Source organism: Gellertiella hungarica, assembly GCF_014197145.1.
Lineage (GTDB): Bacteria > Pseudomonadota > Alphaproteobacteria > Rhizobiales > Rhizobiaceae > Gellertiella > Gellertiella hungarica.
This window is the reverse complement of sequence record NZ_JACIEZ010000001.1, coordinates 903,908-930,889: the sequence shown is the minus strand read 5'-3', so window position 1 is coordinate 930,889 and position 26,982 is coordinate 903,908. Positions and strand designations below refer to the sequence as shown.

Annotated in this window: 25 protein-coding genes; 6 read left to right on the top strand and 19 right to left on the bottom strand. The window is 62.4% G+C overall.

Translation table 11 applies throughout. From position 1 onward, the window contains the following. The coding region (locus GGR23_RS04535) for a PAS domain S-box protein (protein ID WP_183364888.1) at positions 1 to 1,287 on the bottom strand (1,287 nt) is incomplete at its 3' end. Between the two features lie 241 nt (positions 1,288 to 1,528). Continuing rightward, on the bottom strand, positions 1,529 to 2,821 hold the full coding sequence (locus GGR23_RS04530) for a pilus assembly protein (protein WP_183364887.1): 1,293 nt from the start codon (positions 2,819 to 2,821) through the stop codon (positions 1,529 to 1,531). Between the two features lie 343 nt (positions 2,822 to 3,164). Here GGR23_RS04530 and GGR23_RS04525 point away from each other — a divergent pair, with 343 nt between their 5' ends. Further along, positions 3,165 to 4,115, top strand: a complete 951-nt coding sequence (locus tag GGR23_RS04525; RefSeq protein ID WP_183364886.1) for an HAD-IIA family hydrolase — start codon at positions 3,165 to 3,167, stop codon at positions 4,113 to 4,115. 3 nt (positions 4,116 to 4,118) lie between these two features. On the opposite strand, the gene GGR23_RS04520 is transcribed toward GGR23_RS04525, so the two are convergent. The 8 genes from GGR23_RS04520 to GGR23_RS04485 all read right to left on the bottom strand — a co-directional run bounded on the left by GGR23_RS04520 (position 4,119) and on the right by GGR23_RS04485 (position 13,655). Beyond that, positions 4,119 to 5,174 carry a 2-dehydropantoate 2-reductase N-terminal domain-containing protein gene (locus GGR23_RS04520; RefSeq protein WP_183364885.1) on the bottom strand — a complete coding sequence of 352 codons (1,056 nt, stop codon included), beginning with the start codon at positions 5,172 to 5,174 and terminating at the stop codon, positions 4,119 to 4,121. Then, a complete protein-coding gene (locus GGR23_RS04515) occupies positions 5,171 to 6,523 on the bottom strand; it encodes an iron-containing alcohol dehydrogenase (RefSeq protein WP_183364884.1) in 1,353 nt (450 codons plus the stop codon). The genes GGR23_RS04520 and GGR23_RS04515 overlap by 4 nt, the downstream gene beginning before the upstream one ends. Continuing rightward, the gene (locus tag GGR23_RS04510; protein WP_183364883.1) at positions 6,520 to 8,061 is read right to left on the bottom strand and encodes an FGGY-family carbohydrate kinase; all 1,542 of its coding nucleotides are present in this window, start codon (positions 8,059 to 8,061) and stop codon (positions 6,520 to 6,522) included. The genes GGR23_RS04515 and GGR23_RS04510 overlap by 4 nt, the downstream gene beginning before the upstream one ends. Then, positions 8,062 to 9,084 carry a sugar-binding transcriptional regulator gene (locus GGR23_RS04505; RefSeq protein ID WP_183364882.1) on the bottom strand — a complete coding sequence of 341 codons (1,023 nt, stop codon included), beginning with the start codon at positions 9,082 to 9,084 and terminating at the stop codon, positions 8,062 to 8,064. A 32-nt stretch (positions 9,085 to 9,116) separates the two neighbouring features. Further along, positions 9,117 to 10,175, bottom strand: a complete 1,059-nt coding sequence (locus GGR23_RS04500) for an ABC transporter ATP-binding protein (protein WP_183364881.1) — start codon at positions 10,173 to 10,175, stop codon at positions 9,117 to 9,119. Positions 10,176 to 10,252: 77 nt separating this feature from the next. Continuing rightward, positions 10,253 to 11,788 (bottom strand): ABC transporter substrate-binding protein, encoded by a 1,536-nt coding sequence (locus GGR23_RS04495; RefSeq protein WP_183364880.1) that lies wholly within the window; start codon positions 11,786 to 11,788, stop codon positions 10,253 to 10,255. 56 nt (positions 11,789 to 11,844) lie between these two features. Then, a complete protein-coding gene (locus GGR23_RS04490; protein WP_183364879.1) occupies positions 11,845 to 12,735 on the bottom strand; it encodes a carbohydrate ABC transporter permease in 891 nt (296 codons plus the stop codon). Next, a complete protein-coding gene (locus GGR23_RS04485) occupies positions 12,735 to 13,655 on the bottom strand; it encodes a carbohydrate ABC transporter permease (RefSeq protein ID WP_343066598.1) in 921 nt (306 codons plus the stop codon). Before GGR23_RS04485 ends, GGR23_RS04490 begins: the two co-directional genes overlap by 1 nt. Positions 13,656 to 13,851: 196 nt before the next feature. On the opposite strand from GGR23_RS04485, the gene GGR23_RS04480 reads away from it, so the two are divergent. Next, positions 13,852 to 14,892, top strand: a complete 1,041-nt coding sequence (locus tag GGR23_RS04480; RefSeq protein ID WP_183364878.1) for an NAD(P)-dependent alcohol dehydrogenase — start codon at positions 13,852 to 13,854, stop codon at positions 14,890 to 14,892. Between the two features lie 37 nt (positions 14,893 to 14,929). On the opposite strand, the gene ribA is transcribed toward GGR23_RS04480, so the two are convergent. Further along, entirely contained in the window at positions 14,930 to 16,036 is a 1,107-nt protein-coding gene (gene ribA / locus GGR23_RS04475; protein ID WP_183364877.1) for a GTP cyclohydrolase II RibA, read from the bottom strand. Between the two features lie 136 nt (positions 16,037 to 16,172). After that, complete coding sequence (locus GGR23_RS04470; protein ID WP_183364876.1) at positions 16,173 to 16,982, bottom strand: RibD family protein; 810 nt, start codon at positions 16,980 to 16,982, stop codon at positions 16,173 to 16,175. Positions 16,983 to 17,231: 249 nt separating this feature from the next. Here GGR23_RS04470 and GGR23_RS04465 point away from each other — a divergent pair, with 249 nt between their 5' ends. Both GGR23_RS04465 and GGR23_RS04460 read left to right on the top strand, forming a co-directional pair. Beyond that, the gene (locus GGR23_RS04465; RefSeq protein WP_183364875.1) at positions 17,232 to 18,716 is read left to right on the top strand and encodes an ankyrin repeat domain-containing protein; all 1,485 of its coding nucleotides are present in this window, start codon (positions 17,232 to 17,234) and stop codon (positions 18,714 to 18,716) included. A 120-nt stretch (positions 18,717 to 18,836) separates the two neighbouring features. Continuing rightward, positions 18,837 to 19,505, top strand: a complete 669-nt coding sequence (locus GGR23_RS04460) for an HAD-IA family hydrolase (RefSeq protein ID WP_246364901.1) — start codon at positions 18,837 to 18,839, stop codon at positions 19,503 to 19,505. A gap of 18 nt (positions 19,506 to 19,523) precedes the next feature. Here the strand turns inward: GGR23_RS04460 and GGR23_RS04455 are convergent, their stop codons facing one another. The 3 genes from GGR23_RS04455 to GGR23_RS04445 form a co-directional block, all read right to left on the bottom strand. Next, a complete protein-coding gene (locus GGR23_RS04455) occupies positions 19,524 to 20,795 on the bottom strand; it encodes a DUF763 domain-containing protein (RefSeq protein WP_183364874.1) in 1,272 nt (423 codons plus the stop codon). Positions 20,796 to 20,938: 143 nt separating this feature from the next. Continuing rightward, complete coding sequence (locus GGR23_RS04450) at positions 20,939 to 21,445, bottom strand: MgtC/SapB family protein (RefSeq protein ID WP_183364873.1); 507 nt, start codon at positions 21,443 to 21,445, stop codon at positions 20,939 to 20,941. A 590-nt stretch (positions 21,446 to 22,035) separates the two neighbouring features. Further along, positions 22,036 to 22,662: a hypothetical protein gene (locus tag GGR23_RS04445; protein ID WP_210296839.1), complete on the bottom strand. Its 627-nt coding sequence runs from the start codon at positions 22,660 to 22,662 to the stop codon at positions 22,036 to 22,038. Between the two features lie 238 nt (positions 22,663 to 22,900). Here GGR23_RS04445 and GGR23_RS04440 point away from each other — a divergent pair, with 238 nt between their 5' ends. Continuing rightward, entirely contained in the window at positions 22,901 to 23,536 is a 636-nt protein-coding gene (locus GGR23_RS04440) for an SOS response-associated peptidase (RefSeq protein ID WP_183364871.1), read from the top strand. Positions 23,537 to 23,620: 84 nt separating this feature from the next. Further along, positions 23,621 to 23,902, top strand: a complete 282-nt coding sequence (locus GGR23_RS04435; RefSeq protein ID WP_183364870.1) for a hypothetical protein — start codon at positions 23,621 to 23,623, stop codon at positions 23,900 to 23,902. Positions 23,903 to 23,990: 88 nt separating this feature from the next. Here GGR23_RS04435 and GGR23_RS04430 read toward each other — a convergent pair whose 3' ends face one another. The 4 genes from GGR23_RS04430 to GGR23_RS04415 form a co-directional block, all read right to left on the bottom strand. Further along, positions 23,991 to 24,332 carry a hypothetical protein gene (locus GGR23_RS04430; protein ID WP_183364869.1) on the bottom strand — a complete coding sequence of 114 codons (342 nt, stop codon included), beginning with the start codon at positions 24,330 to 24,332 and terminating at the stop codon, positions 23,991 to 23,993. Between the two features lie 40 nt (positions 24,333 to 24,372). Then, positions 24,373 to 24,789 (bottom strand): hypothetical protein, encoded by a 417-nt coding sequence (locus GGR23_RS04425; protein WP_183364868.1) that lies wholly within the window; start codon positions 24,787 to 24,789, stop codon positions 24,373 to 24,375. Between the two features lie 45 nt (positions 24,790 to 24,834). After that, positions 24,835 to 25,551 (bottom strand): peptidoglycan-binding protein, encoded by a 717-nt coding sequence (locus tag GGR23_RS04420; protein ID WP_183364867.1) that lies wholly within the window; start codon positions 25,549 to 25,551, stop codon positions 24,835 to 24,837. A 277-nt stretch (positions 25,552 to 25,828) separates the two neighbouring features. Further along, complete coding sequence (locus GGR23_RS04415; RefSeq protein WP_183364866.1) at positions 25,829 to 26,980, bottom strand: hypothetical protein; 1,152 nt, start codon at positions 26,978 to 26,980, stop codon at positions 25,829 to 25,831. Positions 26,981 to 26,982: the final 2 nt, after the last annotated feature.

Genomic DNA, 26,982 nt, shown 5'->3' with positions numbered 1-26,982 from the left:
GGCTACAATGCCACGATAAAAGGCCGGACACATGACTGAACCTGACCGATCCCATCGATACAGAGTCTTGCATTCCACGGGCCGTCCACACATGGTGAGAACCTGCTGGATCTGGATGCGGTCGACGAGCACGTATTCGGCGCCCGGCTGGAAGTCGAAGATGGTCCGCACACCTTTTTCCCGCGAGCCGGCAAGGGCCAGGGCCCCGGCCTCCTCGACCAGGGTCCGGATGTTTTCCGGCCCGCGCTCCGTCTCGCCCTTCGTCACGAACTCGCGCAGGTGCTTGATGATCTGCCCGGCCCTCAGGGACTGCCTGGCCGTCTCTTCCAGCGCCTCGCGCATGCGCGAGGCGACCGCATCGTCCAGGTCTCTCAGCAGGCGCGAACAGCCGTGAACATAATTTGCGATGGCGGAAAGCGGCTGGTTCAGCTCATGGGCCAGCGTCGAGGCCATTTCGCCCATTTCATTGAGGCGCGCCAGCCGTGCAAGCTGCCCCTGGATTTCCTGGAGGCGGGTTGCCGATTCCTCGCGCTCCGTCAGGTCCCGGATGAAACCGGTAAAGAAGGTCTGGCCGCGGGTGCGGGTTTCGCCGACAGCGAGCTTCATCGGAAAGGTCGAGCCATCCTTGCGCCGTCCGACGACCACCCGGTCGACCCCGATGATCCGCTTCTCGCCGGTGCGCAGATAGCGTTGCATGTAGCCGTCATGTTCGCCGCGATAGGGCTCCGGCATGAGGATCCGAAGGTTCTGCCCCACGACCTCCTCCTCCGTATAGCCGAACTGACGCACTGCCGCGGCATTGAAGGAAACGATCGTCCCGTCCGCGGTGCTGACGACGGTCGCATCGAGAACCGTATCGAGAATGGAGCGAAGATGGGCTTCGCGCACATCCAGGTCGCCACGGCTGGCCGTGATCGCGTCGCGGGCATTGCGCAGCGCCTCGCCGATGAAGGCAATCACGACGCCCACCCCGGCAAAGACCAGCGCCTCGGCACCGTTGAAGGTACCGCTGGTGCTCGAGCTCAGGTAGGTGGCCGCAATCGTGGAAAGGCCAACCGCCAGCAGCGACGCACCGAGCCCGGCGACAATCGCCACCAGCAGGATGGGAAGGATGAAGAGGGTAAAGACCGCACGGTCTTCCAGAAGGCCCGACAACGCCAGCCGCAGGAAGAAGGCGATGCCTACCGCGACGAAGGCAACCGCCAGCGCCGGAAGACCGGAGACCTGCCGATGCAGGAGCGTCTGGCTGATATAGGCCTTTATGTCCGTGACCAGACCTGGCTGCATGGGCAATCACCGGAGAAACGACTGGACTCCCGCTGCAAAACCCGGCTGAAGCCGGGCTCGCCGCGAGCCTTCATTCTCCTTGCATAGAAGAAAATTTGACGAATGACAATTTGCGATAAGTATAGATTTTGAAAACGAAATATAGGAAATGACCGGTGGCGCCGCCCGGTCTGCCGGGCTCACCGTCCACCGGAATTGGCGAACCGGCAGGCTCTTTTCCGAAACGCCTTTCTTCGTGTCTTCAGCCGGTCAGACGGGGCGTGGTGACGATGCGCAGGAACAGGGCGTTCATGGCCTCGGCAATGCCCTGCGTTGGGCTCACCTCGAAGAACAGGCCCTCGCTGGCGCAGGCTCGCATGTTCGTGGAGATCTGGTTCTGGAACGGCGCGATCCAGGTGTTGTACCAGCCGTTGGTCGGCAGCGGCAGATAGGTGGTATAGAGCACGGCAATCTTGATGCCGTTCGCCTTCAGCGCATCGCAGTATTTCAGATCGATGGGTTCCTGGCACCGCGTGCTCGAATAGAGCGGTTTGGTGCAGCCCACCGGCTTCTTGCTGTCGCCGACGCCATCCGACACGAAAAACACCACCTTCTCCGGGTTGAGCGCGGAAGCGCCCGTGCCCTGCGAACCGATGATGGATTTCATCTGGGTCAGGGCGGTATCGAAGCTGGTCTGCTGGTCCATGTTGTATCCCTGATAGGGGATGGTCATCAGCTGGATCTTGTTGGCCTTGGTCTTGATGTTCGCGAGATCGCTGGTCATGGAAGCGACTTCCAGCGGCTTCACATCCTCCGCCTTCTCGCCGAAGGTATAGACGGACATGCTGTACTGGTCGCCGGTGCTTCGGGTCCTGATTGCCGTGTCCATCAGGCTTGCCACGGCCTGGGCCACGACATCGATGCGGATGGTGACGCCGAGCTTCTTCGCCAGATTGTAGTAGTCGCCGGTGTTCTCGACCCCATTGTCGACGATGTGGCAGGCAAAGGCACACTTGTCGGACGTGTTCGCGACCATCTTGTTGATGTCGGCCGTGGTGGCCCCGACGCCCATGGAAGGGGTATTGTCGAGGAGCACGTAGAACTGCCGGAAGGTCTGCGTCGAATACTCGGCCGTGGCCGTGCCTTTGAAGGTAATCGTGTTCTTGCCGATGATCTGCGAGAAGATCGTCTTGACCTCCGCACGATAGGTGAGCGTCGATTTCAGCAGGTTGCCCGTCTTCGTGACCGAGGCATTGGTGGATACGAGCTTGAGGTCGGAGCGCGGCTGGACCTGGGCCGTGAACAACTTGACCGCATCGCGCTCTGCCGCCCCGACGGCGCCGTTGTCCTGCCAGTAGGAGGCCGTCACGCCCGTGGATTTCTCGGAGATCGCCCCCACGACTGCGGCATCCGCTGCGTTCTGCAGGTCGTTGCGAAGGACATAGGCGTTGCCAAAATCGAGCGCAATGCCAGCCATGGCCATCAGCGGTGCCATCAGAAAGGCGGTCGTAAGGCCGAAATTGCCTTGCTTGTTCTTGAAGATGCGCTTCAACATTGCCGGAACCTCGTCGTCTCCGGCGCTGATTATATGTAAAAAATGCTATAAACTAATAACGGGATTAGTAAAGTTATATATAACATAATCCAGTTAACGAATGGGTGAGTTCTGCTGCAACCGGCCCCAGCCGGCGCTCCGGTGACGGGAGCATGAAGCCAGCGCTTCCTCCGGCAGCGTCCGAGCCCTGGCGGATGAGGAAAAACAGGTCGAAGCCGCCAATTTCTCCTCACCTTGACGGACCGCAAATGCTATGGACAGCATCATGTGCAGCGCCTCACCCAGGGGCCTGCGGCAACGCTTCCCATTTTGGGACTGGAACCTCGCCGGACGACCCTCTTCAATGACATCAGTTCATGCCCTTCCCATTCCCGACGGCCAGGATCCGCTGGCGCCGGCCTTCGATTCGGACACCGCCTTCAAGGCCTATGAGGCAGTCCGCGGGCTGCTGCCGGAGGCCCGATTCAAGGGGGCCGGCGCGGCAAGGACTGACCTCGGAGCGCTGGTGGATGAGTTCGACATGTTCGTCTTCGATGCGTTCGGCGTGCTGAATGTGGGCGATACGCCGATTCCCGGCGCGGTCGAGCGCGTACGCATGCTGCGCGCACGCGGCAAGACCTGCGTGGTGGTCACCAATGCGGCGAGCTACGATCCGGCCGCCTCGCTCGCGAAGTTCACTCGCCTCGGCTTCGACTTTCCCTCGACGGACATTGCGACCAGCAGGCAGGCGGCGGAGGAAGCCGCCATCGCACGGGGAGCAAACGAAAACTGGGCGGTCCTGGGGATGGATGCGGGCGAGGCCGGCGCCCTGCCCTTCCAGCCGCTTCATCCCGGGGATGATGCCGAACTCTACGACCGCGCCGAAGGCTTTCTCTTTCTCTCGAACCTGCGCTGGACGGCCCATCGCCAGGCCCTGCTCGAGGCTACGCTGACGCGGCGCTCCCGCCCCGTCATCATAGCCAATCCCGACATCATCGCCCCGCGCGAGGGCGGGTTGAGCACCGAGCCCGGCTATTTCGGCTACCGTCTGGCAAAGCTCGGACTCGGATCGGTGGAATTCCACGGCAAGCCCTTCCCGTCGGTCTACGATCTGGTGCGCAGGACGCACCCGGCTGCCAGGGACGGAAGGATCTGCATGGTCGGCGACACCCTGCACACCGACGTACTCGGCGGTGCGGCGGCGGGCTGGGGAACCGTTCTCGTGTCCGATCACGGCCTCTTCAAGGGCGTGGACGTGCGCGAGAAGATCGCCGCCTGCGGCATCGTCCCCGACTACATCGTGCCGGCCATCTGAAGATCACGCCGTCAGGTGATAGCGGTCCCAGGCGGGAGCCAGCGGACGATTGGCCGTTACGGCGGCGATGATCGAGCGCGCAAGGGGAACGGCCGATTCCGGCAGTCTGCCTGCAGCTGCCAGTGCCGCCAGGGGCCCTGCAAGCGTCTGTGCGACCAGCGTTCCCTCCACGGTCTCGCCCTTGAGGGGACCGCCCATGGCATCCGCATAGGAGGAGCCCGCGCCCATCAACCGCCCCAGCCGCGAGTTCCGCCCCGCCTGGCAGGTGACGTGCAGGTCTCCGAGACCCGCGAGGCCCTGTGCCGTCGACGGATTGCCGCCGGAGGCGGCAACGATGGCGGACAGCTCGTTGACGGCCTGGTTGAACAGGCTGGCGGTCGCGTTGTGCAGCCCCGCCCCGTTCGATGCCGGGCGAATCTCGGCCTGCCCCTGCGGCACGGAAACGCCGATGGCGTAGAAGTTCTTCAGCGCCGCGCAGATCTCGAGGCCGACCAGATCCTCCGTGTGTCGCAGTGTGTAATAGGGCGTGGCGATGGCCGCCGCCCAGGTTGCCGCAAGCCCCGGCTCCCTGAAGCCGATGATGGCCGTCGTGTCCCGCCGCACCGCCAGCTCCCCCGCAATGCAGGGACCGCCCACGGCGCCGATCGGCCCATGGCCGATCCCCTGCCGGGCGAAGGCGCGCGCCATGGTGTCGGGCAGGATCTCGATTCCGCCTTCCCCTTCCGCTATGCCCTTCGTCAGCAGCACGATCGCCGGCTTGCCCCTCATGTGACGGGAAAGCTTCTCGATGGCGTAGGAAACCCCGGGCGTGGACACGCCGACAACGACGAGATCGGCGGGCTCGGCGAAGGCCCGTTCGATATCGGTATCGTCATAGAGGGAGAAGCGCTCGCCGATGGGCGCGCGCAATCTCGGATGCACACCGTCCTGCTTCATGCCGGCCACCAGCTGGCGGTCGAGATGGGTGCCCACAAGGCGCACCTCCATGCCCCGATCCGACAGGGGAAGGCCGAAGGATGTGCCCATCACGCCGGCACCCAGAATGATCGCGCGCGTCATGCCTGTTCTCCCTGAAGCGACTGACGGGAAAGCCCTGCCTCGCGGGCAGCAAAATTGGCCAGAATGCCGCCGTCATCGGCGACATCGAGAACGGAGAACCGGTTGCGGATGTCGCGCGCGTGAAGCAGCGCCTCCGCATAGACGGGTGCCGGGAGGCCCGAGGACATGGCCGTCACATAGCCACCGCAGTCGCGCAGCGCCTTGACCAGAACCTCCGTCGGCAGCATGACCTCCAGCAGAGGTTCCCGGAAGCGGTCCCAGTCTTCGAAAGCCGCGTTGATGCGGGCGACCGTTTCGTCATCCATGGCCTTCGCCCTTGCTTCCGCAAGGCAGTAGGCACCGTTCGACGGCCCGTAGCGCCGCATCATCCAGGCTTCATCGATGCGCGTCGGCTTCAGCACCGGCGGCACCGGAGACCGGAAGATCGCGTTCTGCAGCCGCGACATGGAGACGGCGGCATAGCCCACCTGATGGCCGTGCAGCGTCCCCGGGTGGTCGTCCCCGGCAAACATGTCGATCCAGTGGCTGATCATGTGTTCAGACATCGATCCGTGATGGCTCGTTCCGGTAAAGACCGTTCCGAGCCCTACCCAGGTCAGTACCTTGTAGAGGGTCCGGATGGCCGCATGGTCGCCCTTGTCCACGCCCGCCGCCCGCTTCAGCAGATCCCGTTCGTCATCCATCTGGATGGTGAAGGGCGCTTCGAAATAGGTCGTGCCGAACAGGGCATTCGACAGCCGCCAGTCCACCTGCGCCGTCGAGCGGCAAAGGCAATCGCCGAGACCAGCGCGGGCCAGAAAGGCCGGCGCCCGGGCGGCGACCTCGACATCCATGAAGATCCCCTGAGAGGCATGGGATTTCAGCGACTGCTTGAAGCCGTTCGCCGCGGTGATGGATGCCGTGACCGAGGTGTAGCCGTTCATCGAGGCTGCCGTTGCGAAGGTCGCAAACTTCCGGCCGTCGAGGAAGGTCGCGTGTTTCACGAGGTCCTGCAGCGTTCCGGAGCCCACGGCAACAACGCCATCGGCGTGGCGGGTCCGCTCCTTGACCTCCTCCACATGCGCCTCCGTCGCCTCATCGACGTCGATCACCACCTCGTCCACGGTCGCAATGGCGCGCAGCGCACGGGCAACGCGCGCCCCCATGGCGTCGTTGGTGTTCGGATCGGACACGACGGCGAGCCGCTTGCCGAGCCCGAGGGGTGCGATGAGATCCGCCTCCGCCCCATCCGTCGTGTCGAGAATGCGGACATCCTTGAACGGAAGGCGCGCTCCGGGCTTGCCCGTATCGGGGTTGATCCATGTGCCATTCAGCATGGCGTCGAGCGTTGGATCTCCTGAATGGGTCATGCCTGCACTCCCTGAAAGCGGTCGAGGCGGGCAAAAGTCTCGCGCAGCCGACCGTATATGTCTGCATAGATGTCGAACAGTTCGCCGTAGCGACGATGCCGCCCCGCATCCGGTTCCGACCGTTCGATGATGCGGCCAGACATGGCGTCCGAGGCCGCTTCGAATGAGGAAAACCATCCGGCACCGACAGCGGCGCACATGGCGGCGCCGAGCGACGAGGCCTCGACGGTTTCGGAGCGTTCCACGACCTTGCCGGTAACGTCGGCGAAGATCTGCCGCCATACGGCAGAGGCCGCGCCGCCGCCGATCCCGACGAAGCGGTCGACGGGCGCCCCGAGCTCACGTTCGACGGCGGAGGTGGAAAGATGCTGCTCGAAGGCAAGCCCCTCCATCAGCGCCCTGTACATGTGGCCGCGACCATGCGCGCCGGACAGGCCGATGAAGGTTCCGCGCGCCGAGGAATCCCAGTAGGGGTTCATCACGCCCTGCCAGTAGGGCAGCATGACGAGCCCGCCCGCGCCAAGCGGCACGTCCGCCGCCTCTCTCTCCAGCTGCCGGAAGAGATCGGCGCGGGGCATCGTCTCGCTCTTGCAGATCGTGTCGGCAAACCAGGTCACCGTGAAGGTGCCGCCCCGGAGGCAGGACTCGTAATAGTAGCCCTCCCCGGTCGGGCTTCCCATGGTGCGCCAGGCAAGCGAATTGCGAAACGCGCGGCCATAGACACCGGAGACGAGTGCCGTGCCGATATTGAGATAGGCCACCTCGGGCGAGAGTGCTCCCGCGCCCAGACCGGCGAGCTGTCCGTCGCCTCCACCGGCAATGACGGGGGTGCCAGCCCGCAGACCGGTCACCGCAGCGGCAGCCTCGCTGACGAGGGAAAGCACGCTTCCCGGCTTTTCCGCATCCGGCAGCCTGTCATCGGCGATGCCGACAGCGGCCAGGATCTCCGGCGACCAGATCTTCCGGTCGTTGTCGAAGATGCCGAGCGGATCGGCGCTTGCCCAGCTGGTGGCGTAGCGCCCGGTCAGGCGGTGGACAAGGAAGCCGTGCACGTCGGCAAACATCGCGGTCGCCGCATGTTTTTCCGGTTCGACCTGCTTCATCCAGTAGATGCGGTTCGAGACCGGAATGATATCGACCGGCTTGCCGGAAATGCGATGGATCGCGGCAAGGCCATCCTTCTCAACGCCCACCGCAGCCGCAAGCTCCTGCACCAGATGCCGTGCGCGTTCATCGAGCCAGACCATGCCAGCCCGCACAGCGCGTCCGTTGGCGTCGAGCGGCGCAAAGGTTTCCCGCTGGTTGGAAATCGCGATGCCTGCCACCCGCCCCGGATCGATCCTGGCCGTCAGCGATTTCAGTGCGGCAACGGCGGAAGACCACCATTCCTCCGGGTCCTGCTCGTAATAATTCGGCAGCGGGCTGGAAAGGCTGACGGGTGCCCGACCCTCCGCCACCGGCTCTCCGTCGCGGCTCCAGGCAATCGCCTTGGTGGCCGTCGTCGAGGCGTCGATGCCGATGACGAGATCCTTGTCCATTCAGCTCTCCCCTTGCCTTCCGGCGACGATTTCGGCGGTCTTCTCATCGGTCACCAGCGTGTGCACCACCCCCCTGCGCAGCGCCGCGCGAATGACGGCAGCGCGGTCGATCCCTCCCGTGACGAGAATGACATTCTTGATGGACACGAGATCGGCTGGCGGAAGCGCAAGAACGCGGCGGTTCAGTGGATGGTCCACCACCTCCCCATTCTCGTCCACCCAGTAGCTCAGGAGGTCTCCGACGGCGCCCGCGCGTGCCAGTGTCTCGATGTCGTCGGCCCCGATCAGCCCGAGCTGGGCCATGGTGGTGTTGAGGTTCAGGCCGCCGACGGAGATATAGGCGATGTCGGCATGGCGGGCGTGGTCCAGCGCATCCATCAGCATGGGCTGGCGAAGCAGCATGTCGAGGGTTTCCTCGGTATCCGTGAAGGCCGGCCCGACGATGTAGGAGCAGCGTGCACCATACATGTCGGAAAGCCGCATTGCCGTTTCATGGCTGTTCATCACCGAGCCGCGCGTCAGGCCACCGGTCAGTGACACGACCTCCATGCCGGGGATCGGACGGCGCTCCATCGCCTGAAGTCCGAGCCGAAGGGTTCGCCCCCATCCGACCGCCACCACCACATTCTCATGCAGACGGTCCGAAAGGATGCGCCCGCCCTCGTGACCGACGACGCGGCGGACGTCGCTCGCCTCTTCCGGCGTCGGTACGACGAAGGCTTCGCGCAGCCCATACTGTTCGCAGAGTGCCTTTTCGAGATCGAGGCAGGAGGCAAGACGGGAATTGATGCGGACCTGCACGAGCCCGCTTTCGCGCGCGGCGGCGAGGATGCGGTTGACGCGGATGCGGTTTATCCCGAGGGTCCGGGCAATATGCTCCTGCGTCTGGCCCTCCATGTAGTAGAGCCAGCTCGCCCGCACGGCCAGCTGCTCCTGCTGGCCGGTGAGGTCATGGATGGACACGGGGCCGAGATCGTCCCCCTTCGCCTCTCCGCCGGCCTTGCCGCTGGTCTTGTCGCTCATCGCCCGCACTCCCGCTGATGCGGGGGCCTCCCCTACCGAATGGCCTTCCCGCTGGCCTGATCGAAGAGATGGATGCGATCCGCATCAAGCCGCAGACGGATCGGGTCCCCCGGCTTCACGCCGGTGCGTTCGCGGGTTACCGCACAGATGTCCCGCCCGTCGAGTTCAAAATAGATGTGCGTTTCCGGTCCGGTCGGCTCGACCACGCCCACCCGTGCCTCGAGCGCTCCGGCGGGATCGGGATGGGTATGCTCCGGGCGGATGCCGAGTACCACCGCCTGCCCCTCGCCCGCCTTGCAGCCGGCGGGAAGGGCAATCGCCGTGCCGCCCTTCGAGACGAAGCGCCCGCCCTCGACGCGGCCTTCGATCAGGTTCATCGAGGGAGAGCCGATGAATTCGGCAACGAAGAGATTGTCGGGATTGTCGTAGACCTCCAGGGGGCTGCCCGCCTGCTCGATATAGCCATTGCGCATGATGACGATCTTGTCCGCCATGGTCATGGCTTCGATCTGGTCGTGGGTAACGTAGATCGTCGTGGTCTTCAGTCGCTGGTGGAGCTCCTTGATCTCGGTCCGCATCTGCACGCGCAGCTTGGCATCGAGGTTGGAAAGGGGCTCGTCGAAGAGGAACACTTCCGGATTGCGCACGATGGCGCGGCCCATGGCGACGCGCTGCCGCTGGCCGCCGGAAAGCTGCTTCGGGTAGCGGTCGAGATAGGGTTCGAGATTGAGGATCGACGCCGCCCAGGCGATCTTGCGCTCGATCTCGTCCTTCGGCGCCTTGCGCAGGTCGAGGGCGAAGGACATGTTTTCCCGCACGGTCATGTGCGCGTAGAGCGCGTAATTCTGGAAGACCATGGCGATGTTGCGGTCCTTCGGGTGAACGTCGTTCACTACCCGGTCACCGATCAGAACATCGCCCTCCGATATGGGTTCGAGGCCGGCAATCATCCGCAGCAGGGTCGACTTGCCGCAACCGGAGGGGCCGAGCAACACCACGAACGAGCCCTCGGCAATCGAGAGGTTGATCCCGTGGATCACCTTCAGCTCGCCATATTTCTTCACCACGTCCCGTACGGTAACGGTTGCCATGCCTGTCCCCGGTCATTTTCCTGATTGGCTGGGTGGCAGGGCAGCCGGATGGCCGCCCTGCCCTGTCTTGTACGATATCAACGCAGACCTGCGGCCGCGACCTTCTCGTCGATGGTCTTGGCAAGCGCATTCATGCAGGCTTCCGCACTGCCGTCGTAGGCTTCGCCGGTCAGCAGCTTGCCGAGCTCGATCGGGATGTCGTTGTTCGACAGTTCTGCCCAGATCGGCATGTCGGGTTCGGAGCCCATCGCGTTGTTGATGGTCCAGTTGACCACGTCGAAGTGACGGGTCGTGCCGGGGCCGACGACGGCCTTCTCCTTGACGCGCGGGTCGGAGAAGGAGGACAGGCGCATCGGCGATGCACCGCCGCCAAGGGTCGACACGCGGGCCATGACATCCTTGGAGCAAGCCCACTGCATGAAGATCCACGCAGCTTCCTTGTTCTTGGAATACTGGCTGAGCGCGATGACCGAGCCGCCCTGATGGCCGATGGCGGGAATTTCGCCGAACCCGGCCTCGGAAGGCGCGCGGCGGCCGGGGTTTTCCTTCGGCGGCTTGGCAGCCTGCATGAGGCCCTTGACCTTCGAGGCGTCGCTGTCGAAGCCGGGGAAGAATTCGCCCCAGGACAGCAGCAGCGCCGCCTGACCCTGCTGCACGGACTGGCCTTCGCCGTCCCAGGTCCAGGTGGTTGCGGCCGGCGGAGCGTTCTTCACCAGTTCCTGATAGTATTTCAGGCCGGCGATGCCGCGCTCGTCGTTGCCCGAGAACATCTTGTCCTTGTTGAAGATCGAGCCGCCATTGCCCCACAGGAAAGCCGTCCAGTCGCATTCCAGCGAATAGTGGCCGGACTTGGCCTGCACGGTGGTGCCGTAGATGCCGTTGCCCTTCTCCGCCTCGGTGATCGCCTTCACGGCGTTCATGTAGTCATCCATCGTTTCCGGCACCTTGATGCCGTGCTTGTCGAGGAGGTCCTGGCGGTACATCATGATGAAGATCGGGATGTCGAAGGGAATGCCGACCATCTTGCCGTCGTACATGGCAATGCCCTCGACGAGCGGCTTGGAGAAGTCATCCCAGTCGAAGCCCGGCATGGCGAGCTCGGCATTGTCCTTGTAGTACTGGGTGGGATCGACGGTATCGGGCGCGAAGGTCGCCATCCAGGACTGATCGAGATAGTAGAGGTCGTAGGTGCCGAGCTGGCCCTGCACGTCCTGCGTCGCCTTGGCAAGCACCTGCTCCAGAGGCACGATTTCCACCTCGACCTCGATGCCCGTCAGCTTGGTGAACTCCTCCTTCGCCAGCTGGTTGGCCACGATCGACGGCGGGGTTGCCTCGGTCGAATAGCGGATCTTGGTGCCCTTGTACTTGCCGCCCACTTCCTTCAGCCACTTTTCGACATCCGGCGGGGTCTGCGCCTCGGCATAGCCCGAGCCGAAGCCGAGCATCTTGCCGACCGGACGCCCGACACCGAGCATCTGCGACGAGAAGGCGCTGAAGCCGAGACCGGCAAGGGCCATCTTGCGCAGGAAGTCGCGCTTTGTGATGCGCTTCTGCGTGAAGGCGTTGCAGGTATCGACGACGAATTTATGCTTGTCGTAATCCTTGAAACTCATGTCATTCTCCTCCCATGAAGACTGTTTCGGCGCTCCCGGCGCCGATCCGCCCGGGGTCAGTCCTTGAGTGAACCAAGGGTGAGACCACGGACCAGATGCCGTTGAACCAGTAGAATGAAGATAAAGGACGGGACGATCGCCGACGTGCCGAGCGCCGTGATGAAGCCCCATTCCGTGCCGGTCGAGGTCACGAAGGTGGATATCTTGACCGGAAGCGTGCGGATCGAGGTCGTCAGGTAGAGCGACAACAGGAACTCGGTCCACGAGACGATGAAGCAGAGCACCGCGGTTGCGGCCACCCCGCCCTTGATCATGGGCAGGATGATGCGGCGGAAGGTCTGCAGGCGGGTTGCCCCGTCGATCATCGCTGCCTCGTCGATTTCCTTCGGCACATCGTCCAGGAAGGATTTGAGGAGGAGAACGGCGATCGGTATGTTGATGAGCGTATGGGCAATGATCAGCCCCGTCAGCGTGTCGAGCAGCGCCATGTCGCGGAACATGAACATGATCGGGATCACGGCCGCGATCGGCGGCATGAAGCGCTGCGACAGGATCCAGAACAGGAAATGCTGCTTGCCCCGCATCGGCAGGCGCGACAGCGCGTAGGAAGCGAGCGTCGACAGGACGATGGTCAGAATGGTCGAGCCGACCGCGACGATGATCGACTGCAGGATGGTTTCGCGGCTGTCATAGGAACTGCCGCCACCGGCCCCCGACGTACCGCCGCTTTCCAGATTGCTTTCGATGCGCGACTTGCCGAGCAGCGTGACCTCGTAGTTCTGCAGGGTCGGCTGGAAGTCGAAATAGACCGGCCCGTCCTTGTTGAAGATCGCCGTGTAGGGCTTGATGGAAGACAGGCTCCACCAGAAGATCGGGAACATGAAGACGATCACGATCAGCGTCGCGAGAATGTCCTTGAGGATCTGAACCGGGCGCGACGTCTGCATCAGAACCTCACCTTGAAGAGCCGGACGAACAGGTTCGCGATGATGATGACGACGATCATGGTCATCAGCGACAGCGTGGCGGCATAGGGGAAATTGCCGGTCATGAAGATGCGGCCGGCATAGGCCGAGAGGCTTTCCGTGGCGGTGCCGGGCCCGCCCGACGTCATCACGTAGATGTAGTCGAAGATGCGGAAGAGATCGACGCCGCGGATCAGCACCGCCACCGCCATCACCCGCGACAGCATCGGCAGGGTCAGGCGCCGGAAGGTCTGGAAGGCATTGGCTCCGTCGATGGCCGCGGCTTCGTATGGCTCCTTCGGCAGCGAGCGCAGGCCGGCCATCATGATCAGCACCATGAAGGGCGTCCATTGCCAGATATCGGCCAGCAGCACGCCCATCAGCGCCGTCGATCCGGTGGCCAGGATCGGATGCTCCGGCGACAGAAGCCCGGTCATGTAGAGGTTCTGGCTGAGCCAGCCGAAGGACCCGTCCTCCAGCAGCAGGAACATCATGCCCGTTACCGCCGGGGGCACCACGAGCGGCAGCGTCATCAGCGCCCGCATCAGGCCGTAGCCCTTGCGGTCCTGGTCGAGCAGCAGCGCGATCAGCAGGCCAAGCGCGAGCTCGATGACGATCGCGACGAAGGCATAGGTGAGCGTGACCGAAAGAGCATTCCAGACGCGGTCGTCGTTGACCAGCTGGATCCAGTTCTTCAGCCCGACGAATTCGTCCACGCGCTTGATGCGGTTGCGCTGCTGGAACGACAGCACGAAGGCATAGATCAGCGGATAGAGACCGAAGACGGCCAGCATCGCTGCCAGTGGCGCCAGCCACGGAAATGGATGTTCGGATGTGAGCCATCGCGGCATGCGGGTGACGCCCGCACGACCGGTCGCGATGACCGCGGTACCCTGAGTCACTGGCTCCTCCCTGCCGTTCCCCATGACCTTGCGGAAGAAATTTTGTATTCCGCAGATATCATCTGTTCACGATGATTGCTTTTGTCCTTGCGGCTTGTCAATATCGATTTTGAAAAGATCGACAGCGTCAGACCGGGTTCCACCAGCACGTGCGCATCTGCGAATGTCCGGTCGCGTCAGGGTTGGGAGGCCCGCAATGAAGGCATTGGTGCTTGAAAGAAAACATGTTTTGTCGCTGCGCCCGTTCGAGACGAACCAGGTGGTCGGGCCGCATGACGTGAAGATTGCCGTCCATACCGTCGGCGTCTGCGGCTCCGACGTGCACTACTACGAGGAGGGCCAGATCGGACCCTTCGTGGTGAAGGAACCGATGATCCTGGGCCACGAGGCCTCGGGCACGGTGATCGAGGTGGGGCATGCCGTCACGCATCTGAAGGTCGGCGATCGTGTGGCCGCGGAGCCTGGAATTCCCGACCCGAACTCCCGCGCCTCGAAGCTCGGCCTCTACAATCTCGATCCCGCCGTTCGCTTCTGGGCGACGCCGCCGATCCACGGATGCCTGATCGGCCACGTGGTGCATCCCGCCGCCTTCACCTACCGGCTGCCGGACAATGTCAGCTTTGCGGAAGGCGCGATGGTGGAACCCTTTGCCATCGGGATGCAATCGGCAGCCAAGGCGCGAATCAAGCCGGGCGATGTCGCGGTGGTGATCGGCGCGGGGCCCATCGGCATCATGATCGCGCTTGCGGCCCTCGCCGGCGGATGTGCGCGCGTCATCGTCGCCGACCTCGCGCGTCCCAAGCTCGATATCGCCGCGCAATATGCCGGAATTGCGCCGGTGGACGTCACCAAGACCGACCTCGTGGAGCACTTGCTGCGCGAAACCGGCGGATGGGGTGCGGACATCGTCTTCGAGGCGACCGGCGCGGCACCGGCCTACAGAAACCTTGCCGAACTCGCCTGCCCGGGCGGCGCCATCGTTCTCGTCGGCATGCCTGCGAAAGGGACGGCGGAACTGGATATCGTCCGCATCCAGACCAAGGAACTCAGGCTGGAAAGCATCTTCCGCTACGCCAACATGTACGATCGGGCCATCGAGCTGATCGCATCGGGCAAGGTGGACCTGAAGCCCCTGATCTCGGGTACCTTCCCCTTCGAAGAGTCGATTGCCGTCTTCGAGCGCGCGGCCGAGCATCGTCCCACGGACGTGAAGCTTCAGATCGTGGTGAACGGGTAAGAAAAAGGGCGGCCCGGGGCCGCCCTTCCTTCCTTCGTCAGATCACTGCCTTGAGCTCGGCCAGATCCAGCATGTGCCCGGCGCGGATCGTCTTCGTCCGGAGGTAATTGGCATTCTCCGCCGTGACCCTCCCGGTCACCGCCTCCCGCGCATCGACCAGAATGCCGCCCGCGCGGAGCGCGGCGATCTTCGTGGGATTGTTGGTATAGACGGCAACGCTGTCTATGCCGAGCAGTTGCAGCATGGCGATGGCCGATTCATAGCGGCGGTGATCTTCGGCCAGACCGAGCTCCGCATCCGCATCGATCGTGTCGAGGCCCCGGTGCTGGTAGCCGTAGGCCCTCATCTTGGCCCCGATGCCGGTACCGCGGCCTTCCTGGTCCAGATAGAGCAGCACGCCGCCGCCTGCCCGCTTCAGCCGCTTGAGGCCGTTGCGCAGTTGATCGCCGCAATCGCATTTCAGGGATCCGCACAGATCGCCGGTTATGCAGGACGAGTGGATGCGGATCGGCACGGGGCGGCTGTAGTCCGGTTCGCCGACGATGATGGCCACCTGGTCCTTCTGGGACAGCCCGCCGCGGAACACCACGAACTCGGCCATGCCAAGTCCGGTCAGCGGCACGGGCGTACGCACCACGATCTCGAAACGCTGGCGCGCAGGCGTGCTCTGGGAAAGCCGTGTGGCGTCGAGAACCGCGCAGGCGGCAAAACGGCTCGCCCTCACCGTCACGTCGGAATGGATCATGGCCGGCAGCAGCAGGGCAAGGCGGGCAAGTTCGGTCGAAAGGCTCGCCAGCGGATCCGCCGGCTGCCAGACCGAAGGCGCCTCGGCGCCCAGTGCATAGGAAAGCCGGGATGCGGCATCGAAGGACATACCCTTCAGGGGCACGGAAACGTCGCCCACATGCTTCACCCCGAGGCGCGCAGCCCGCGGCGCGGTGAGCAGCAGTCGATGTTCGTCGCCCGTCGCGCGCGCAAACTGTTCGTAGACCCCCGGTGCCACGCAGTCCAGCGACAGCACGGCAAGGCGCCTTTCGCCTTCGGCCAGCAGCACGGGCCGGCCATGCCGAAGTTCGGAGACGGCGCGCTCCACTTCGACCGCAGGATCAAGGCCTGCAAAATCAAACCCCTCATAAGAAGACATAGGCACTCCTTGCGACCAGATTATCATTTTTCAATTTCGATATAGGGCGCTTCGCTGCGATGATCAGAGCCTGCTGATATGAATTTGTCGTGACCGGGCTGACAGAATGCCGCAGGCGCGGAGACCGGCGACCCTCTCAGGCCTCTTCGGGAAGCCGTGCCATCAGGGAGGGGCACGGTTGTCCCCCGCCGGCGCCGGCGAGATCACAATCGAAGAGGACATCGCCGCCGAGACCGTACACCTCGATGGGCGGGCGAAGCGCAGACGACAGGCGCTCGATGGGCGGCAGTTGCAGGCCCGGCCGGCCTGACCCGATGATCAGCGGCGCGATGCAGACATGCAGCCGATCCACCAGGTTGCGCGCCATGAAACGGGCTATGGTGCGGGCCCCGCCTTCCACGAGCACGCGATCGAGGCCGCGCGCCGAAAGCACATCCAGGATGTCGCGGGGATCCAGCCCCTCGCCGGTCTCCCGCAGGCGCAGAACCTCGCAGCCGGAAAGGCTGCGAAGAGCAGCACTCTCTCCCTGAAGCACAAGCACAGGCGAGCCGCCGTCCCGCAGGAGCCTTTCCCGTCCGGTCAGCTCGCCGCGCCGGTCGATGACGACGCGGACGGGATCGGGTCCGGTCACTTCGCGCACCGAAAGCCTTGGATCGTCGGCAATCACAGTGCCCGAGCCGACCAGCACCGCATCCATCAGCGCGCGGCAACGATGCAGGTGGCGAATGCCTTCAGGACCGGAAATGTCGCGCGCGTCGCCGCTCGGCGTGGCAACGCGTCCATCGAGCGATTGTCCGACCTGTGCCATCACGAAGGAGCGCGCGGCCCCGGCAAGCGGACCGTAAAGCCTTTCCGCCGCAGTCCCGCCGCCGTCGTGCGGAACCCGCCGGTTCCGCCTCGAAAGAAGCTCGCTCCATACCGCATCGGACATTTCGACGATTTGCATCACGGACCCCCAAAGGCAGCGAGGGCTCGGGATCGTCCACGCTCATCCTAAAGTCCGCCTCGCCTCTCAGGGCCTTAATTAGGCGACGTGCGGGCAAGGGCCATAGGTGCGGGATCATTATTTTTTTCGCGCGCGCGGACAAACCACAAACTGCCGGTAATGACCGAATAGGTTCTGGATTTATGGACGGCTCCTCCCGTAGATTTGAAGAAGAAGCGCCTGCCAAGTCTCAGCCCGGAAAGACTTTCCATGGAATATGATTATTCGAATGTCGTTGGTCCTGGTTTGCCCGACTTTGACGCCATTCTTGCTGCATTGAAACGTCAGATCGATCCTGGAAAACTGGCCGAAGCAGAAAGACAAGGCATCGCCGATACCGTTTCCGAGGGCGATCGATACTCGATCATCCGGTTTCTGCTGTCCTCAGGCGCCGATCCCGGAAAGTTCGGCTGGACCGATATCTTCCTGGCCGTGGCCTATGGAACCCTCGACGATCTTGAGGAGGCACTGACCGGGAGAAGCGATCTGGAGGCCGTCGATGGCCGGGAGCGGACCGCATTCCTCTTCTCCATTCAGGTGGGCGATATCGGCAAAACGAGGCTTCTGATCGAAGCGGGCGCAAACACTCTGGCCTCCGGGCACTGCGGCAAGACCGCCATCGGCTATGCCATCGAGCAAGACAATGTTTCCATGCTGGAATGGCTGCTGGAACAGGGATTTGATCCGGAGGAGGAGAACGGCTTTGGCGAAACGGCCATCTTCTCCGCTTCGGCATGGGGCGCGGTCGGATGTCTGAAAAGGCTGATCGCGCGCGGGGCAGATATCGGAAAGCCGAGATACTCGGCCCTGACACCCATTCAAGTGGCGCATGATCGGCAGGTGATCGAAATCCTTCTGGATGCCGGTGCAGATCCGCGGAGCCTCGAGCCGGAACAGCTTGCAGCCTTGCTGGGGTACAAGGTGGATGAACCGCCGGAGAGCTCGCTGGAAGATTATCTTGCGTTCCGGTCCCGGGTCTTTGGCCGCTCCAATCCCGAACGGGTCCATAACCCCTTCTGGACGGCCATGGTTCACGGCGGATGTTCCGCCTCGCTGGCTGAAGCGAAATACACGGCAAAGCTGAGGGCCCTGCACAAGGCCAAGCCATCCGCGCCTCCGAAGAAGACCAGGACCGAATGGAAAGATCCGCGTGGGAAGCCGCAGGCCGAACCCGCTCGAGAACAGGGCTACCCGATCTGGTGCTACCGGCGGTTCGGCAAATCGATCAACCGGCTACCGGATGGCCGCTTCATCGAAATTGCCGGTGAACACGAGGATTTCTACGATCTGAACTTCTGCATCTACAACGATGTCATCGTGCATGATGGCCAGGGTCGCTGCGAGATCTATGCCTATCCGCGCGAGGTTTTCCCGCCCACCGATTCCCATTCGGCAACGCTTGTCGGCGATTTCATCTACATCATCGGAAACATCGGCTACGGACCGGACCGTCAGCCGGGATATACGCCCGTCTATCGCCTCAACATCCATTCCTACAGGATCGAAGCGGTTGAAACGAAAGGCGACATGCCCGGCTGGATCAACCGACACGAAGCACGGCTTGTTGCCGAAGATCGAATCCGCATTTTCGGTGGCAGATGTGCCGTCCGGGAGAGCGGAAACCTGGGCTTTGTCGACAATCAGGGTGTCTTCGAACTCGACCTGAAGACCCTGATTTGGAGAAAGACCGGCTGACCTGGCGGCCGGCGGAAAGAAAACCCCGCGATAGGCCCGGCCCGTGCTCCCTTCCGACACCCGTGGGAACGCGGCTGGAGGTTTGCAAGACCATCGATCCGGTCTATGAGGGCAGCATCCATGACGCTTGACCGAAAGCAAAAGCCGATGATCTTCAACGCCGCTTTTCCCCGAAGCTACGACGCAGTGATGTTCGACATGGACGGAACCCTGTTGAGCTCCATTGCTGTCATCGAACGGGTTTGGGGGCGCTGGTTCACCCGGCACGGACTGGATCCCGAGGAATGGATCCCGCGCATCCACGGCATCAAGGCAATCGATGTCATCGCCTCGCTGGCTCTTCCCGGCGTCGATGCACGCACGGAAGCCCTGCTGATCGAAGCCGAGGAGATGGAAGATACGGATGGCATCATGCAGATCGACGGTGCCTCGGACTTTCTTTCCACGCTGCCTGCGGACCGCTGGGCCATCGTGACCTCAGCGCCTGCAAGACTTGCACGGCTGAGAATAGAAGCGGCCGGCCTTCCCATGCCCGCCGTCATCGTGACGGCCGAAGACGTGGAGAGAGGCAAGCCGGGCCCTGCCTGCTATCTGCTCGGCGCCCGGAAGATGGGTGTCGATCCGTCTGCATGCCTTGTCTTCGAGGATGCGGTTGCCGGCATCGCGGCAGGTTCTGCGGCGGGCTGCGACGTCGCGGTGATCGCGGCCACACACCGCCACGCGGTCGAGACGGATTTTCCCCGGTTTCAGGACTATCGCGGTTTTCTGGCCGGAGGCGGGCGCGCCTGATCGGCGGCGGAGCCGGGATCAGCCTTGCGACCCATCCGGGACGGGCGGCGGCTCGGGGCCAAACACCGACATGCCCCCGAATTCCGCGGAGTGCCGGAATTCGCCGGCGATGATTTCCTTCAGGTCGGGGCCCGTTACGTATTGCTCCAGGCGGCGGGCCTGTTCGTCGAGGCGGCGGATGGCAGCAAGCTCCTCGCCATATCCAAGTCTGGCCTTGGAAACGGCGCTCTTCATCACGCGGATCGTCTCGTCATAGACCTTCAGCGGCACCGGATACGGATGCCGGTCCTTTCCGCCATGGGCAAGCGAGAAACGTGCGGGATCGGAGAAGCGGCAAGGCGCGCCGTGAACCACTTCGGCCACCAGCGCCAGTGCGCTGACGGTGCGTGCGCCGACCTTCGGCGTCAGCAAGAGCTCGGCAAAGTCTTTGGGTCCGTTCTCTGCCGCCGCGGCGAGATTTCCATGAATTCGGCCGAGGTTGACGTCCTCTTCGCGGACATCGTGGTGACCGGGCATGACGAGGTGGGGCAGGTCCATCTGTAACTGCATCTGCGACTGTGGCCGGACAGGACCCGTGTCGGCCGACGTCAGCTTCCGATACTCGGAAGCAATCCTGTCCGGCCCCATGTCGCTCAGAAGCTCCAGCTGCGCGCTTCTGGAGAAGGCGGCGCGGGTATCGGCAAGGTTCAGGATCTCCCCCTGTTCCCGGCCTTCAATCGCGGCGTGGGGGGACGCCAGGAAATCCGTGATGTTCTCCGACAGCCAATGATAGCGCCGGGCCTGCCGCAGGTCACCGTTCATGCCCTGCTGCACGACCGCCCACTTCCCGTCGCTGGTGGCGATGAAACCGTGAAGATATAGTTCGAAGCCGTCCTGCACCGCTGCGCTGTCGATTTTCGCCACGAGACGGCTTGCCGTCGCCAGTGCCGCACCGTCCAGCCCGGTGCGGTCTGCCACGGCCAGGAGCTCGGATGGCGTCTTCCTGGATTGCGCGCCCCTGCCGCCACAGACATAGATGCCGAGATCGTTGTTGCGCCTCGCCATGCCCCGCTTCAGCGCTCCCAGCACGCTGGTGGTGATGCCGGACGAATGCCAGTCCATGCCCATGACAGCGCCGAAAGACTGGAACCAGAAGGGGTGGGAAAGCCGGCGCAGGAATTCGTCGCGCCCGTAGTGCATGACGATGGCCTCCGCCATGACGCAGCCGAGCTTCGTCATGCGCTCGCCGAGCCAGGCTGGAACGCGGCCGCCGTGGAGCGGCAGGTCTGCGCTTCCCGTCCGTTTGCTCATGTCCGATCTCTCCCCGCACGCATGGACTGGATGGAGTGGCAGGCGCTGCCGGCCACAGCCGGCCCGATAAAGCACCTTTCATCGGCTTGCGCGACCGGCTCCGGTGTATCCCATTCCGTCGGTTACGAGAACCGCGATGGAGGCTAGCGCGGGCCGCTTCCGTTTGTTTCCGCATCCGGCTTGCTCTGGTCCGGCAGGACGTGGGGGATGACAGCCAGGATGACGAGGACAATCGCGGTGGACAGAACGGCGGTCAATTCCAGCCCCAGACCCGCGATCACCCCTATCCCGGCGGTCGTCCAGATATTGGCGGCCGTCGTCAGGCCTTCCACCTCGCGCTGCGCCGAGCGTACGATGATGGCACCGGCGCCCAGAAAGCCGATGCCCTGCACGACACCTTGCAGCACGCGTGACAGGTCTCCTATCTGCATGCCGCTCTGAAGCGGGCCCAGCACGAAGAGAGCCGCCCCCACGGCAACCAGCATGTGGGTTCTGAGACCGGCGCTCCGGCCCTTTCGCTCCCGCTCGTATCCGAGAATGCCGCCAAGCACGGCAGCAATGATCAGACGCACGGTGATGCGCGTTATGGTGGAGAGGTCCGGAACATCGGAAAACTCATGCACAAGCGTCGACCAGATCTCTTCTACCACCTTTGCACCTTCCTGCCTTCCGGAGCTGAACCTGCGAAACGAACTGTCATGAGGAAGATGTGCAGGCAAAGGCCGTCGGCAAGGGCAGCGGGTGCCAAGTCGACAAAGATCAGTACCGGCCGAGGGAGATTTCTTGCCATGCCAGATGCACGATATCCGCCCCCGCGCCTGTGCGAGGCCGAGGCCGGTCCGATCTCACCCTGCCGAATCCAGGCCCTCGCGCGGGGGCCCTCGGCGCTTGCGTCATGGCTGAATCGCATCGATCCCCGAGCAATGCTCCGGGAGCCCGCAAGCCGTTCACGTGACCCGTACGGGCGCGTAAATGCAGCCAGCAATATGCTCTGGTTCCGGAAGTGGCTTTGGAGGAGTGGCGATCTCTCCGCGCTATCATTCTTTGAAGCGCAATGCCTTGATATTCAAGGAGAAAATGGTGGGTGATGTAGGGCTCGAACCTACGACCCGCTGATTAAGAGTAATCAAGTTATATCGACATAGCCCGGAACTCATGAAGAGTGGTTTCCAAGCTCCCTCTGAGTTTAACCGTAGACCCCGTGAACAGAAGGTGAATTGGGAACTCAAAATTACAGGCTTCACTCAACTAATGTGGAGAAATCAGCGCGGAAAACATACTTTGAGGGTGCGTAAGGAATGGACGTCGCGAGGGGTATTCTCGGATCGCGGGAGATGGGGACATAGAATACACTCGACCTCATGCGGATGAGCGCGAGGTCCTTCATTATGGAGATGTCGAAGGGCTCACCCCAGTATTCTTTCTCCTCGGGTGTGTACTCTAGAGGGCCGCTGCCCATGAAAGCAAACTGGCAGGCTTTGGGAACCTGATTCAGGAAATCTCGAGGATTGAAGAACTGCTGGCGGCAGAGAGCGCCTGCCTTTGTCAATGCCACCTGGTACCCATAACGTCGATAAAGCGCCAAATATCCGAGGATGAAGAGCGCTACTTGGTGGCCCGTGTGAAGCTTCCTAACCCTTGTGTGTGGCTGAACTTGCTCCTCAAGGTACTTGTCGAAATGGCGTCCCTTCCAACTATTACAACCCTTTGCAGATATTTGCTTTCCTTTGTAGGAGAGCATCTTCCCACACAGTAGTGTCAGCCCGCTACGCTGATTTATCGAATAGACCTCGCTGACGGTTCGGTGGTCAGACTTTAGGGCTCGTTTCGGCAGTATATGCTCTACTGTCATTTCCTCGAATGACATCGGTCGGCAACAGGTTGGGCAAAGTACCTTCTCACGATCTCTAAAATACGGGACCAGCGCACATAGATCCCGACGCATATCGGTCCATAACAAGCGCTTGGCATCAGGTAGATCGATGTTGCTCATTTCAAGCTGGTGGCCTTAGTTTTCTCGGCGCTGGCGACAATGTTCACGGAATGGCATCTTGATGGGAATCGCTTGCGACCGATCGTCCATGACTATTCCTTCGAGGTCCAGAATGTGCAACCTCTACAACGTGACAACAAGCCATGAAGCGATGCGGCAACTTGCGGGAGTAGTCTCGGATCTGACGAACCGGATGGACCCGGCAGCCAACATCTACCCTGACCGGTCGGCGCCGATTGTGCGCAATGGCAGCGAGGGCCGCGAACTTGCGATGGCGACATGGGGCATGCCGACCCCGCCGAGCATCTTGAAGGGAAAGCCGGATACCGGCGTCACCAATATCCGCAACGTCGCCTCCCCGCACTGGCGGCGCTGGCTGGGGCCAGATAACCGCTGCCTCGTGCCATGGACGAGGTTTTCCGAATGGGAAGACACGAAGCCGAAGAAAACGCTCCGGTGGTTCGCTCTGGACGAAAGCGAGCCCTTGGCATTCTTCGCCGGGATCTGGACCGGCTGGCATGGCGTGCGCGGCTCGATGAAGACGCCTCGAGAGGGTGACCACGAGCTGTTCGGCTTCCTCACCTCTGAGCCCAACTCTGTGGTCGCGCCGATTCATCCCAAAGCCATGCCGGTCATTCTGACGACCGCGGAGGAGCGCGATGTTTGGATGCGGGCGCCATGGGACGAGGCAAAGGCTCTGCAACGGCCACTACCTGAGAAGCAGCTACTGCTTCTTCCGGTAGGTTGAACGAATCAGGGGAGTTGAGGATTAAGGCCATGCGCAAGCGGCGGCGCAGGCAATCAGGGGAAACGATGCTCGAGGAGTGCCCTGATGGAAAATGGAAAAGCTGCAATCGAACTAAAATACAAATGGCGAAAAACGTGGCCGGAACACCCCGACGACTACGTTGGCTATGATCCAAACTGCATTGGTGCCGATGGGAAGCCGGAGGTTATCGGTCGCTTCTATATCAGCCACCTACCAGAGGGGATGGGATGGCGCTGGTTCTCGCAGTGGCGGCCGCTGGAGTTCAAGAGTGGGATGCCTAGCGGAGTGGAGCGGACCGAGCGCGAGGCCGCAAAGGCGGTCGAGGAAGCCTACGAGTATCTGTAGAGCATTGTGGGCGACAGCGCACCCGAGGCACCTTAAACGCAGAAAGAGCCCCTACGCCACGAGGGCGCAGGGGCATTGAGCAGGGACTTCAGTTCATTCCGATTTTTACCGCGATCCATTTCCAGAAGTAGACCATCAGGCCGCCTACGGCAGCAGCCTGCATCATCAGCATCATCTGCATCCCATTGAACCGCTCTTTCCATCTGGTGATCTCGGAGAGAGTGGGTTCAGCCTTGTCGAGCCGCGCTTTCACCTCCGCCATGTCTCGGCGGCTCTGCGCTTGTTCTACCCGGATATTTTCAAGCTCCTCATAGGTGCGGGTCCCTCGCTGATCCGCCTTCTCCGTCTGTGCCCGAACCGCGTCCGCCAAAGACGCGATCTGTGCCTTCATCTCCCCGAGGAGCATTGATGTGTCATGGGTTCCGGTCACCGCGCCCGCCTATCTTGATTCACAGAGTGATGCACCCGGCCTATCGCCGGGAGCCGTTTGGTGGGAGGAATATTCCGGTCAGGCCGGACCGGTTGATATTCAGCCAGAACTTGATGGCCTTGTCAGCGAACAGGAATGCGCCGGCCATGGTCGCGGCGGACTGAGGCGAGAGCCCCAGCCCGGACCAGTCGAAGGCGAGCATGCTGGCGATGAAGAGCCCGATCACGTTGACGACGTTGTGAGCCGTGTTGGTGTCCCATTTGGCGAAGAGGCCGCCGGGGCCGTCGACGGTGAGGTTGATGGCGAGCTTCAGGATCTTGTCGATCAGGAAGACATAGGCGGCGATGGTGGCCGCCATGGCCGGATTGAAGCCGAGGCTGGTCCAGTCGTAAACGACCATGGCTCCGAAGAGCAGGCCGAAGAAGTCCAGGAGCCGGTGGATAACCGTGCTGTTCATAGCGTTTTTCCTTTGTGGTGAAGTGCTGTAGGGAAGTGCAGGCTGCTAAAGACGAGCGGCCTGAACATGCATCCAATCGAAATTGCGGGAGCGCCCGAGGGACAGCCATCCTTCAGCCTCCCAGATCGTCCAGAAGGGGATCGCGTCGTCCTGCGCGAGGCGCGCCTTGTCTCGACCCCACTTGAGTTGGTTGCGTTCCGGGTCGAAATCGATCGCGATGCCCCAACTGTGCATGGAGTAGGCTGTTCCGCCCCGCATCCGGCGGACGTTGAGCGAGCCCCCGAAGATGTCGATCCCGATCTTCGCCCGCTCGACAAGGGTGTAGGTTTGAGCGACATCCTGCAGAGCCTTTTCGGCAGACTTCGCCACTTTCTCGTGGACGGCCATCTTGCGGACGCGGGTGGATTTGTCCCAGGCGAGGTACATGTCGAACGGGATTTCGATCGACGTCTGGCTGGTCCCGACAGGGCCGAAGAAGCTGAGGCAATCAGATTGCCGCGGCCAACCATTGGCGGGCGCAGCCACCAGTGGAGCAGCGCCGCGATCTGGAATAGTTTCCCCCGGAGACGGCAGCACCACGCTTGCAGGAGCCCGCAGAAGCGCAACGGTATGACCATCTGCCTTGCCGGTCGGCTCGAGGCCGTGCGACGTCTGGAATGCCTTGATAGCACGGATGGTAACTGGGCCAATCTGCCCGTCGATAAGACCCACCGGGAATCGGTGAGCCGTCAGCCGGCTTTGCAGCCACTGTTCAATCGTCATGGTACTCTCCTGGATTGGCGCCTTTATCGCTTGTCTGGACTGGTACGACCCTCCTGCTGTCCAAGGCTAGGCGAAGCTTGGACACGCCCGAGCATTTGAGGGGCGTGGAGGCCATCCGATGCACATTTTCGATCACCGGCCGCTTAGGGCAATCGGACAGGTGGCGGCTTGCTGCGTAAAAGGAGTGGATTTGCGTAATCAGGTTCCATTACGTTATTGCGAAACCTTGCACGCGCGTCTTGGGAAGCGCACCAAACGCCCTGTCCAAATAGCCATCTCAGTCGGCAAGGACGCCGAAAAGCCAAATGTTGCCCGTCGTTGACCAGACCTTGTTCGGGTTCGCCTTGGCGTATCCACGGCTGAACGATACCCAATGTCGGTCGGTACGGGTTTTCCTCTTTGCGAGAGAGGCAGCCCGAAGAAAAGTCAACGTGCAGGAGCTATCCGGTGTGGTGACCACCGACCCAGCCGCGTTCAGAAACTGCCCCGTGAAGCCCGTCGTGGTTTTTGTGAGCATCTGAAACCGATAACCCTCGGAACTCAGGATCAGGTCATCGGCCATGGTTGCCGCAGGGTGCGCCACGGTCAATGTCCCAGCGGAGAACGTCGCGCTGAATGTCCCCTCGAAGTCTGTGTCAACTGTGAAGGCTGTCCCAGAGGTCCACCGGGCCCGAGCGGTCATGGGGGCGACGTACTCAACGCCAAACTTCGTTTCGTTCCCCACCCCACCGAATCCGCCGGAAACTGGAATGCCAGGGATCGGCGGGCTAGACCCAGATTGCCTGATACCATTTACGATGGGTGCAACCCCAATATCGTATACCGCTGGGTGTGTGATGGTCATGGTGCCGGCGCTGTGGGCGACGGCAAATTGATCGACGGTCCAAGCGGGATCGCCTATCACCTCAGTCACGACATCGGCTGATGTCTCCATCCGGAGCGCCACCGAGAGCGGAAGTCCAAGCCAAAGAACTGACGAAGACAGCCCGACAGATGCTCCAACAGCCAGGCCGCGCACAGCAAAAGTTTCGTCTGGGACGGCAAGGAGAGAGCGAACCTTGGTTCCGGTGAATCCGTGCGACAACGTGATGCCATTCGCGTCCTGTGAGACGGACGCGAAGCCGATCCGCGCGTGGTCCGTGTCATCCAGAAAGGCCCATCCGCTGCCTTCCGAATTCTGCCTCAGCACGCCCAGAAGTACCCGCTCTCCCGATCCCTGCTTTGTGCCCAAGCCACCGATCTTTTTGAGCAGTGCGGCCTGCTCTAAGCTGTCAGCGGATATAGCATCCCCACCGACCGATCCGGTTCCTGCCTTGGCTCTGATCTGCTCGACGGTGAGAAAGCTGGTTGCTCCGTCTTTGCTCGCCGGAATTCTGTGCGCCAGCTCAGCTTCGGCAACTGCAGGAAGGTCGCCAATTTTCATACCCATGG

Excerpts from the sequence above, each read along its gene's own strand:
- GGR23_RS04530 (WP_183364887.1), bottom strand. The coding sequence starts at position 2,821 with ATGTTGAAGCGCATCTTCAAGAACAAGCAAGGCAATTTCGGCCTTACG.
- GGR23_RS04525 (WP_183364886.1), top strand. The coding sequence starts at position 3,165 with ATGACATCAGTTCATGCCCTTCCCATTCCCGACGGCCAGGATCCGCTG.
- GGR23_RS04520 (WP_183364885.1), bottom strand. The coding sequence starts at position 5,174 with ATGACGCGCGCGATCATTCTGGGTGCCGGCGTGATGGGCACATCCTTC.
- GGR23_RS04515 (WP_183364884.1), bottom strand. The coding sequence starts at position 6,523 with ATGACCCATTCAGGAGATCCAACGCTCGACGCCATGCTGAATGGCACA.
- GGR23_RS04510 (WP_183364883.1), bottom strand. The coding sequence starts at position 8,061 with ATGGACAAGGATCTCGTCATCGGCATCGACGCCTCGACGACGGCCACC.
- GGR23_RS04505 (WP_183364882.1), bottom strand. The coding sequence starts at position 9,084 with ATGAGCGACAAGACCAGCGGCAAGGCCGGCGGAGAGGCGAAGGGGGAC.
- GGR23_RS04500 (WP_183364881.1), bottom strand. The coding sequence starts at position 10,175 with ATGGCAACCGTTACCGTACGGGACGTGGTGAAGAAATATGGCGAGCTG.
- GGR23_RS04495 (WP_183364880.1), bottom strand. The coding sequence starts at position 11,788 with ATGAGTTTCAAGGATTACGACAAGCATAAATTCGTCGTCGATACCTGC.
- GGR23_RS04490 (WP_183364879.1), bottom strand. The coding sequence starts at position 12,735 with ATGCAGACGTCGCGCCCGGTTCAGATCCTCAAGGACATTCTCGCGACG.
- GGR23_RS04480 (WP_183364878.1), top strand. The coding sequence starts at position 13,852 with ATGAAGGCATTGGTGCTTGAAAGAAAACATGTTTTGTCGCTGCGCCCG.
- ribA (WP_183364877.1), bottom strand. The coding sequence starts at position 16,036 with ATGTCTTCTTATGAGGGGTTTGATTTTGCAGGCCTTGATCCTGCGGTC.
- GGR23_RS04470 (WP_183364876.1), bottom strand. The coding sequence starts at position 16,982 with ATGCAAATCGTCGAAATGTCCGATGCGGTATGGAGCGAGCTTCTTTCG.
- GGR23_RS04465 (WP_183364875.1), top strand. The coding sequence starts at position 17,232 with ATGGAATATGATTATTCGAATGTCGTTGGTCCTGGTTTGCCCGACTTT.
- GGR23_RS04460 (WP_246364901.1), top strand. The coding sequence starts at position 18,837 with ATGACGCTTGACCGAAAGCAAAAGCCGATGATCTTCAACGCCGCTTTT.
- GGR23_RS04455 (WP_183364874.1), bottom strand. The coding sequence starts at position 20,795 with ATGAGCAAACGGACGGGAAGCGCAGACCTGCCGCTCCACGGCGGCCGC.
- GGR23_RS04445 (WP_210296839.1), bottom strand. The coding sequence starts at position 22,662 with ATGTCATTCGAGGAAATGACAGTAGAGCATATACTGCCGAAACGAGCC.
- GGR23_RS04440 (WP_183364871.1), top strand. The coding sequence starts at position 22,901 with ATGTGCAACCTCTACAACGTGACAACAAGCCATGAAGCGATGCGGCAA.
- GGR23_RS04435 (WP_183364870.1), top strand. The coding sequence starts at position 23,621 with ATGGAAAATGGAAAAGCTGCAATCGAACTAAAATACAAATGGCGAAAA.
- GGR23_RS04425 (WP_183364868.1), bottom strand. The coding sequence starts at position 24,789 with ATGAACAGCACGGTTATCCACCGGCTCCTGGACTTCTTCGGCCTGCTC.
- GGR23_RS04420 (WP_183364867.1), bottom strand. The coding sequence starts at position 25,551 with ATGACGATTGAACAGTGGCTGCAAAGCCGGCTGACGGCTCACCGATTC.
- GGR23_RS04415 (WP_183364866.1), bottom strand. The coding sequence starts at position 26,980 with ATGGGTATGAAAATTGGCGACCTTCCTGCAGTTGCCGAAGCTGAGCTG.